The following is a 10,837-nucleotide window of genomic DNA, read 5'->3' as shown; positions in this document are numbered from 1 at the left end:
GCGCAGTGAATCGCTGGCCAACTTCGGCCGGATCGCGGCGGGCCACGCGAACCAGGTGGACCCCGAGGGCCACCGTACCCTCGACGAACGCCGCCGGCCGCTGACCGGCGGCATCCGGCAGCAGACTGCCGAGCCGGCGCTCGGGCGCCCGTTGCGGCTGGCCGACGATCCGACCGCGCAGCACTCGGTGCACGGCCGCAACCGCTGGAACCCGAACTTCCTGCGCGGCAACAACTGTGCCTACGCCGTCGCCGAAGAGCTGTCCCTCCGACACGGGCGCGACATCACCGTCGACGCCCCCATCTCGCCACGCGGAGTCCAGGCCAGGAGCCTGTTCGAGGCGGTCGGATCGGCCGCCCGATTCGCTTCCTATTCGGAGGTCCAGGCCACGCTACAACGGTTGGGTCCAGGCTCGTCGGCAGTATTGACGTCTCGTTGGCGCGGCCGGGGCCAGGGCGGTCATGCGTATCTCGCGGTCAATGACGGCGGCACCATCTACCTGCTCGACCCCCACAGCGGTCAACGCTCGGGATGGCCGCCGCACTGGGGTACCGACGCCGTCAGACGCACCGCCGTCGGGTACCTCGATGCCGACGGCGTCGCCGTCACTCCGCTGGACGGCAACACCAACAGGCAATTGCGCGACGCAGATGTCGTCGGCCTGGTACAGGGTGATCACACTCAAAGCGGCGACCACGCGATTGCCGAGGATGCCCTGGGACAGCGCACACCAGCGGTGCGGCCGGACGAACTCCGCAATCCGCTCGGGTTGGCCGAAGAGGCCGCCGCGCGCGCCAGGAACAATGCCACCTGGTGGGCCGGTCTGTCCGAGAGGCAGCAGCAGGCCCTCATCGATACCTATCCTCAGCACATCGGGAACGCCGAAGGGATCCCGGCAACGGCCCGTGATGCGGCCAATCACAATGTGCTGCAGGAACTTCGCGACCGTGCCGATCGTATCCAGACCAAGATCGACGAGTTCGAACGTCCCACCCGGGCTGAACGCAGATTTCTGGCGAAGTTCAACCAACTGGACCGCGCGTTGGACAAGGCCCGCGCCGACGCCGCACGCGCTGGGGAAGACGGCCCGCTGATGCTGGCCTTCGATCCCAAGGAACTCGGCGGCGACGGTCGCGTCCTGCTGAGCTTCGGCCACGACCCGTATTCGTCGGACTCGGTGTCCTGGCACGTGCCCGGCGTGCAGACGACGATGCACTCTCTGCTCGGCTTTTACAGCCACTCGGCGCTCAACCATCTGCAGTCGGTACGAACAGAGAATCCCGAGCTCAAGGCCTCATCGATCGCGTGGATCGGTTACGACGCGCCGAGCGGCCGCAAAATTTGGCGCGCTGCCGGTCACGGATTCGCGCGCACTGGTGGCGACATCCTCCACAGCGACATCACCGCTTTCAACGCGGTTCACGAATCAAGCAGTAATGGAACGGGTTTCACCGGAAATCACGTCTTCGGCTACTCCTACGGGTCGACCACCACAGGGTACGCCGGACTCGACGGTCGGTTGGGCGACCACGTCAGCAGTGTGACGCTGGTCGGATCGCCCGGGGCCGGTCCGATCACGCACGCGGCTGATTTCGGTATCGGGGCGGACAACGTCTTCGCGGCGTCCTCGTCACGGGATCTGGTCACTGCGCTCGGGGGACGAACTCCGGGATCCTCCGGCCGGATCCTGGGGATCGGCCTCGGTGTCGATCCGGCCATGCATTCCTTCGGGGCGGTGCGTGTCACCGCCGAGTTCCCGTCCCGGATGAACCACCTGCACACCGGCGGCACGCATCACGCCTATTTTCTGCATACCCGTTCGACGGGGCCCAGCGAATCGCTGGCCAATCTCGGCCGGATCGCGTCAGGTCACTCCGACCGGGTCGCGATCGAACCGCATCGGACCGTCGAGGGCCGGCACACCGTGGAGCCCGCCGCCGGGTCGTCGGTCCGCCGAATCTGGAACCTGCCGTGGCGATCTGGCGAGAACTGTGCTCAAGGAGTCGCCAGGGAACTGTCGGCGATGTACGGCCGGGAGGTGCAACTCGCGACCCGACCGACGCGCAGTGGTGTCCCCGCTCGGGCATTGTTCGAAGCGGTCGGGTCCGACGCGACGTTCGCCACCTACGCCGAGATCGAGCAACGCCTGCGCGAACTCGGCGACGGGTCGTCGGCCGTCCTGGCGTCGCGATGGAGTGGCGGGCGCGGCGGGGGCCATGCCTATCTCGCGGTAAACGTGGGTGGGGACATCCAGCTGGTCGATCCACACCGGGGGCGCTCGGGATGGCCACCGCACTGGGGCCAGGATGCGGTGAGCCGCACCGCGGTGGGTTACCTCGACTCCTCAGGTAACCCGTTGGTACGCAGCGCCGTAGACGCACCTATGAGCCTCACAGCAGCCGACGCCATCGGCCCGGTGCGTGGGCACCGCGATGATCCTGACTTCGGGCGGCGGCAGGCCGGGTACCGTGCTCAGGACCCCGCGGCCAGGCCGGTGGACAGCCGATACGCCCAGCCGCTGAACGAGGTCGTCGACAATCTGGACGGTGCCGCGGTTCGGCAACTGGCTCAGGACCTTTCGGGAACTTATGGGCCGCACCGGATCCAGATCGAGGGCGAGATCGTCGGGGGCGAAGTCATGCTCACCGGCAAGATCTTCCACGGCGATACCGAGATCGGCACGATCCAGCGCAGGTTCGAACGTGACGGCGACGGCAACCTGGTGGCCTATCACACCGGGCTGGTGATCAAAGAGGAATTCGAACTCCTGCGCGGCCAGGGCTTCTCGAAGGCGGTGACCGCCGAGTTCGAGCGTTTCTACGTGGACTCGGGCGTCGACCGCATCGAGCTGAAATCGCATGACACCGGCAGCAACGCGTGGGCGCGCAGGGGGTTCACCTGGGACCCGGCGCCCAGACGGCTGGCCGAGTCCCTGGGCAGCATCAAGAGTGCAGCCAACCGCCTCATGCCGACCCTCAGCCCGGAGGGGCGCGCGGCGTTGGCGGACATGGTGTCCCGGCTCGAACCGGACCATCCACGCTTGCCCGAGCCCGTCGAGGTGGCAACCCTGGCCACTGCCGCCGAACCGGAGTTGGGCCGGCAACTGTTGAAGGACACCGGCGTCAACTTCGTCCGCCACCTGCCGGTCGCCGAGGACCACGCTCAACCTGACAACGGTTTGAGATCGCGGTTGCAACGATGGCTCGGGCTCGGCGGACAACGGTCGTCGGCGCAGAACTGTGCCGACGGCGTTGCCGGGGTGTTGACGCAGAGATACGAGCGACCATTCCGGTTGGACGTCCAAGCCTCGCGCACAGGAGTTCCGGCGTGGGCGCTGTTCCGGTCCGTCGGATCAACCGCTGTGTTCACGACGTATGACGACGTGTCGGCGACACTGCACGATCTCGGCGACGGCTCATCGGCGGTGTTGGCGTCGCGCTGGTCCGGCTCCCGCCAGGGCGGTCACGCGTATCTCGCGGTCAATGACGGCGGCCAGATCCATCTCTTCGACCCGCACACGGGGAAGAAATCAGGATGGCCACCGCACTGGGGTGAACAGGCGGTGGACCGCACCGCCGTCGGCTACCTCGACGCCGACGGCACCGCGGTAAGCCCGCTTGCACAAGCGCCGCTGCATGTTTCGCTCGGTGTCGCTGACGGCATCGGTGACGTGCGGGGGCACGCCGCCGACAACGATTTCCACGCCGGCCAACAGGAGTACCGCGCCCAGGATCCGGCCACCCGCAGGGTCGACACCACCCACGCCCAACCGCTGGGCGAGATCGTGGACAGCCTCGATGCGGATCAGGTCCGTCAACTCGGCAATGATCTGTCCGGGGTGTACGGCCCGTACCGCGTCGAGATGTTCCGCGCCGTCGCCGATGAACGGACCGGTGAAGTCATCATCGGCGGAGCGATCATCAGCGGTGACGAGGAGATCGGCTTCACCCAGCAGACCTACGTCCGAGACCGCGACGGCAACCTGGTCGCCCACCAGAATGTGGTGGACATCCCGGACCGGGCATTCCGCGGCAGGGGCTTCTCCAAGGCCCTGTCCGAGCAGCTGGAGCAGTACTATGCGATCTCTGGTGTCGACCGGATCGAACTACGCACCGAGCAGGACGGCGGCTATGCGTGGGCCCGCCAGGGTTTCAGCTGGAACCCGGACCCGGCGAAGTTGCAGACATCGGTCGACAACGTCCGCAACGCCGCTGTCCGACTGCACGATCAAGTCGGCCCGGAGGCGCAGGCGCTCCTCGACGACGTCATCCAGCGCCTCCATCCGAGCCGACCCGACCTACCGGAACCCATCGACCTCGCGGCGCTGTCCACAGGCCTGGAGCCAAACCTGGGCCGCGATCTGCTGACCGATACGCACTGGAACGGAGTCAAGTACTTCGGCGCCGCTGACGCGATCGGGGATGTGCAGGGCCACATCGGGTACCGGGATCAGGACCCGGCCACCCGCACGGTCGACACCCGCTACGCCCAGCCGTTGGGTGAGGTGATCACCGAGTCCGGGGACCAGGTTCAGGCGGAGCGATTCGCCGAGGATCTCTCGGGCGCGTACGGGCCCTACCGGGTCGAGTTCACGGCCGAGGCACTCCCCAGTGCGGTCCAGCTGAACGGTGAGATCTTCCACGGAGACAAACGGATCGGCGAAATCGAACGGATCTTCATCCGTGACGACTCCGGAGAACTCGTCGCTCACCACAACGAGATCAAGATCGAAGACAAAGAGCTGCGAGGGAAGGGCTTCTCCAAGGCCTTCCTGTCCGAGTTCGACCAGTACTACGCCCGCTCGGGGGTCGACCGCATCGAGCTACTGGCGGTACGGGACGGTGCGTACGCGTGGGCCAGGCGAGGTTTCACCTGGGATCTGCGCACTGACGAACTGCAAGAATCGCTCGACTCGATCAAGGTTGCGGCACAACGGCTGATGCGTTCGACCGGCACCGAGGCCCGCGTCGTCCTCGAAGAGGTCATCGGGAGGTTGGAGCCGGGGCATCCCCGGTTGCCGGAGCCCGCGGACCTCGCGACCCTCCGCGCCCCCGGCCACCCGGAATTGGGGCGCGAGTTGCTGCGCCGAACGAGCTGGCACGGGGTCAAATATGTCGACGAAGCGCCGCGTTACCGGTCACCCGATGACGTGGAGCTCGCCGGATTCTGGGACCGGATCGGGCAATTGGACCAGGCAGCGCTGTCGCCCGAGACGCTCCTCGACGCGGTCTACCGCCCGGTGGCGATGGATACCGTCACCGGTTTCTACGAAGGTCGGGTGTCGGGATTCAAGACGTCAGAGGTAGTCCGCGCACAACAACACGTCGCAGGCACCGGCGACAGTGCGTTCTTCGTATCCGCCGATATCGCCAACCTGAGGGGCCTCAATCAGGCATCTGCCGATCGGACCGAAGCCAACGCGCACTTCTCCGGTCTGTCGGCAGCATTCCTTGCCGCGCTTGAGGAATCGGGAGCCGACGTGGTGCCGATGCGAATCGGTGGCGACGAGCTGGGCGCAGTCGTGGTCGGCGACATCGACGAGGCCACCATCGAATCGGCCATCGCCACAATCCGCGCCCGGGCACAGCAGTACGCACAGCAACACAATCTGGCCGACATCCCGCATCCCAAGCATCCGGGACAGCCCGAGTACAACGGTGTGGGAATGCACGTTGGATACGCTGAGGTTCTGCCCGATCTCGATGTGCGCGACATCTTCGACGACGCAGATCTCGGCGTAGACCGCAGCAAGACGAGGAGGTCGGATGTCGCAGGAGGACCGGGACGAGCGGTTGGGGCTGACCGGGCTGACCCCGCAGGAGCGGCAACGCCGGGTCGAGGAGATGGAACGCGAACTGGCCCGCAAGCGACAGGAAGCGAAGGCCAAGTTGCAGGCCGCCCGAGCCCGGAAGGCCAAGCCGGACAACAGCTGAGCAATCGCTCGCGATATCAGCATCCTGACGACATCAAGCGGGCATCCTTCCTGGCCGAGGCAGCCCGGCTGGGTGCGGAGGGCCGCGGGGGGTTGCAAGCCCTGTACGAGTCGCTGGGGCGCGATGAGGTTTCGGGCTTCTATGACGGCCGCGCGTCGGAGTTCAAGACCGGTGAAGTAGCACGGGCCCGCCAGTGGGTCACCGAGACAGGCGGGTCCGGCATCCTCGTCTCCGCTCAGCTGGACAACCTGTCCGGTCTCAACGCGCACGTCCAGAACCGCGCCGAGGTGGCCAATGCCCACTACCGGGCCATCACCCAGATCTTCCGCACCGAAATCGAGGCAACCGGTGCGACGGTCGTCCCGATGCGCACCAGCGGCGATCGTTTCGACGCTGTCGTAATCGGGGCGGTCGACTCCGCAGCCGTCGACGCCGCGCTCGCCCGGATCGACAGCCGGACCGCGGCCTACGCTCAGGACGAGGGTCTGTCAGATATCACGAACCCGTCGAATGCCGGCCGACAAGGCCTGCGGTTGTACTTCGGATATTCCGATCTCACCGCACCCGGCACTCTCGACGAGATCATCCAGACCGCAGAGCGGCAGATGTTCGGCCGCCAGGACTCTGGAGACCCCAGGCAAGTATCGGAACCCGACATCGACATCCCCAGCCCGCGCCAGCCGGACACCGTAGGCGAGGGTAATTGTGCGCACGGGGTCGCCGACGCATTGTCGGAACGATATGGGCGCGAATTCCAGGTCGCCGTGGAACCTTCCCGCACCGGGGTGCCGGCGCGGGAACTGTACGAAGCCGTCGGCTCGGCTTCGCGTTTCGCCACCTACGACCAAGTGGAAGAGAGTCTGCGCCGCCTCGGTGACGGCTCTTCGGCGGTGCTGACGTCGAGGTGGCGGGGCGGGCGTAGCGGTGGACACGCCTATCTCGCCGTCAACGACGGTGGAGAAATCTACCTGTTGGATCCGACGAGCGGAGAGCGTACGGGTTGGCCGCCGCACTGGGGTCAGGCAGCTGTCGACCGCACGGCGGTCGGCTACCTGGATTCCAACGGTGATCCGATCAATCCACTACACGACGTACCGCTGCGGCTCGGCCCCGCCGAGACCGTCGGCGACGTTCGGGGTGCGCCTGCCGACCTCGACCCCACGCAGCTGGTCCGTCCCGTCGACGATCCCTGGCTGGCGGTCGCGCGGGCCAAGGCCAATGCGTCCTGGTGGCAGGGGCTGAGCCTCGATCAGCGGCAGGCGGTGATCGAGTCGTATCCGATGCAGATCGGCAACGCCGAAGGCATTCCGCCGATGGTCGCGCATGAGGCTAATTCCCTTGCCCTGCAGGATTGGTTGGCCAAGGGGCGTGAGCTGCAGACCAAGCTCGACAACGGCGTCCGTCTGGGCTGGGAAAACCACCTGCAGATGCAGGGCGCCAAGGTGGTCGGGGACGCCCTGGAGCGGGCGACCGATGCCGCGCGGCGGGCCGGCGTCGACGGCCCCTACCTGCTACGGTTCGACCCGGATGCACATCGTGGTGCCGGCGCCGCTGTCGTCGGATTCGGGGTCGATCCGTATCTCGCGGAATCGGTTTCGTGGCACATCCCCGGAAGGGGCATGACCATCCTGGAGCTCGGACCCGGCATGGGCTCGGCGCTCAACCATGCGATGTCGGTCCTGCTGGAAGACCCGACCGCATCAGCGTCCTCGCTGATCTGGATCGGTTACGACACCATGACCGGTGAAGCGGCCCGGGTGGGCGGTGTCGCACTGCGCAGCGACATCATCGGATTCAATGCCGGCCGCGACGCCTGGTCTGGAGGTGCCCCGTTCAGGAACAACCATGTGTTCGGGCACTGCCAGGGTTCCACCGTCGCCGGTTACGCCGGAGAAGCGGGACGGCTGCGCAGCGAGATCAACACCGTCTCCCTGTTCGGGTCGCCCGGCCTTGGCCCGATGAACACTGCCGGTGAATTCGGTGCCGGCGTCGGAGTCTATGTGGCGGCATCCTCGACAGACCGATTCACCTGGCACGGTGGTGTGATGCCGGGTCTGCGCGGCGATTTCCTGGACGGATTCGGTGTCGATCCGGCGATGGATTTCTTTGGTGCACGACGAATTACCGCTGAGTTCCCCTTGGTCGAGATGACCCGGGCGGGCGACTATGACATCCACAACTTCTATTACAAGTTCGTCGACAAGGCCGCCGGCGTGCGCAACGAGTCGCTGGCCAACTTCGGCCGCATCGCTGCCGGGCACGCCGAGCGGATCGAGTTCGACAGACACCGCGGGCTGGTCTCGGAGCCGGACGGCGAGTCGAAGGTCCTTGACCCGGCTGCTGCGCGTTCGGTGCGAATCGCGGATCTCGCAGTGCCGGCTACCGACCCGGCGGACAACTGCGCCTACGGCGTCGCCGAGGCACTGTCGCAGCGGTACGGGCGAGACATCCGAATCGAAACCGCCGTCACGGCAACCGGTGTCCCGGCGCGTTCGCTGTTCGAGGCCCTCGGATCGCGCGCCGATTTCGCGACCTACAGCGAAGTCTCCGAGCGACTGGCGCAGCTGGGGCCGGGCTCGTCGGCGGTGCTGGCCTCCCGCTGGGCCGGCGTGCGGCAAGGCGGGCATGCCTACCTCGCCGTCAACGACGGCGGCGAGATCCGCCTGGTCGACCAGCGCACCGGGCAGCGATCGGGTTGGCCACCGCACTGGGGGCAGGCAGCCGTGGATCGCACTGCGGTGGGCTACCTGGACGAGCACGGCAACGCTGTTGCCCCACTGGGCGATCAAGCATCGCAGCTTGCCGACGCACACGCTGTCGGCGATGTGCGTGGCCTTCGAGATGATCCGGATTTCGTTCGGCGGCAACAGGAGTACCGGGCCCAGGATCGCAGCACTCGTACTGTCGACACCCGGTACGCCGAGCCGGTCGGAGACCTGGTCGACAATCCCGGCTCCACTAGATTGCAACAACTCGCCGACGATCTGTCCGGCAGATACGGACCGTACCGCGTCGAGTTCGAAGTCGAGTTGAACGGCGACCAGCTCGCGCTTTCCGGGGTGATCCTGGATGGCAACGAGGACATCGGCTCGATCGACCGGGTGATCTACCGCGACGAGGACGGACACCTGGTGGTCCACAACGGGCTGATGGCCATCACCGACGGCCGGCGGCGCGGGCAGGGGTTCTCCAAGGCGCTGACCGCCGAGCTCGAACGTTTCTATGTGCGCTCCGGGGTAGACCGCATCGAGCTGACCTCCGACTGGCAGGGCAGCAATGCCTGGGCGCGCCGCGGATTCACCTGGGGCACCGACGTGTCGAATCTGCAAGGCGCACTGGATCAGATCAAATTCTCTGCCGAGCGGCTGCGTGAGCGGGTCGAGGGAGAGGCGGTCGTTGTACTCGACGAGATCGTCGCGCGGCTGGAAGTCGATCACCCCAGGCTCCCCGAACCCGTCGACCTGGCGATGCTGGCCACCGACGAGGTGCCGAACCTCGGGCGGTTGCTCCTGGAGAACACCTCGATCGATATGGTGAAGTACCTGCCCGCGCCGGTCGCCGACCCGCTCGGCCGCCTCGGTCTGCCGGACCACGAGCCGGCCACCCTGCCCGAGGGGCAGGCGATCACCGCATTCGCCGACGGTGAACTGCGGCTTCGTGCGCTCAACGAACAGCTTGAGCGTGATGGCGTCACCGTCGAGGATCGGGCCAGACAGCTCGCAGAGGCCCGGAATGCGTTGCGGAACTGGGCATATGGCCTGATGGGCAATCAGGTGGCGGCGCAATGGCTGGCCGCCAACACCTCGAACCCGACCTTCGAGGACCTGGTTACCCGCAACGCCGAGCGTGGCCTTACCGGGGACGCGATCTACGAAGCCATCATCGAGACCTCCACCCACAGCCGCCTGGCGCCGGGCAGCCTGACCGATATCGAGACCGGCGCCGTTTATTCGCAGTTCGAGCTCGGACTGCGGGCGCTGAACGAACAGATGATCCGCGATGGTGCCGGTATCGACGCCCGTGCCAGGCAGCTGTCCGGGCTGCGCAGCACTCTGCGGGCGTGGACGCGGGAGCTGATGGAAAACCGCTCGGCGGCCGAATGGCTGTCGGCGAACGAGAGCGCTCCGACGTTCGAGGAGCTGGTCGCACGCTACGAGGCCAAGGGACTCACCGGCGAGGCCGTCTACCAGGCCATCATCGACGGGGCAACGCACAGTCATTATGCGGCCGGCACGCTGTCCGATGAAGAGACCCGGACTGTCTACACCACCTACGAACTGCGGATGCGGGAACTGCGGGACCAGCTACTGCGAGACGGTGTCGGTGCCGAGGAACGTGCCAGGACGATGTACGGAATGCGGGCCACCATCCGCAGCTGGACCCGATCTCTGATGGAGAACCGGGACCTGGCCGATTGGCTCAATGCCAATGAGCCCAACCCCACCTTCGACGAACTCGTCGAGCGAAACCGAGCCAAGGGACGAGTGGGCGACCAGATCTATGAGGCCATCATTGCCAGCTCCACCCGCAGCCGTGGCAGTGTGAACGCAGATCTCGGTATCGACCCCGAGAACCCGCCCGGGTTGCCCCCGATGAGGGGCCCGACCGACCCGCCGCTGCAAGGCACCGAGGAGGACAACCCATGACCGAGGATCAGCGGTACACACCGCTGCGCCACGACCAGTTCGGCCTGCGCGGGAAGCGCGCCCGGGTGCTGGTCGACGAGCCGACCGACGAGATCGACTGGCCGGCCAACCTCCCGGCCGGGATCAAGAACGTGATCATTGTGGACGATGCCCCGAACCCGCACCACACGCTGCGGGTGCACCCGCTCGACGATCCTGAGCGGATGGCCTTGGTGGTCTTCGACCAGCTGGCGCTGGACGACGGTGGCGAGGAGTAGG

At 66.6% G+C, this 10,837-nt stretch carries 2 protein-coding genes; both read left to right on the top strand.

Annotation, left to right across the window (positions count from 1 at the left end; translation table 11 throughout):
• Positions 1-55 precede the first annotated feature (55 nt).
• The gene (locus tag AC4ELH_RS25970) at positions 56-10,579 is read left to right on the top strand and encodes a toxin glutamine deamidase domain-containing protein (protein WP_498887607.1); all 10,524 of its coding nucleotides are present in this window, start codon (positions 56-58) and stop codon (positions 10,577-10,579) included.
• On the top strand, positions 10,576-10,836 hold the full coding sequence (locus AC4ELH_RS25965) for a DUF7161 family protein (protein WP_448445265.1): 261 nt from the start codon (positions 10,576-10,578) through the stop codon (positions 10,834-10,836). The genes AC4ELH_RS25970 and AC4ELH_RS25965 overlap by 4 nt, the downstream gene beginning before the upstream one ends.
• Position 10,837 lies beyond the last annotated feature (1 nt).

The sequence above is a fragment of the Mycobacterium shunyiense genome (assembly GCF_058270075.1).
This window is presented reverse-complemented; position numbering and strand designations above follow the sequence as displayed.

What these genes read in the sequence shown, in the direction of transcription:
- AC4ELH_RS25965 (WP_448445265.1), top strand. Translation starts at nt 10,576, where the DNA reads ATGACCGAGGATCAGCGGTACACACCGCTGCGCCACGACCAGTTCGGC.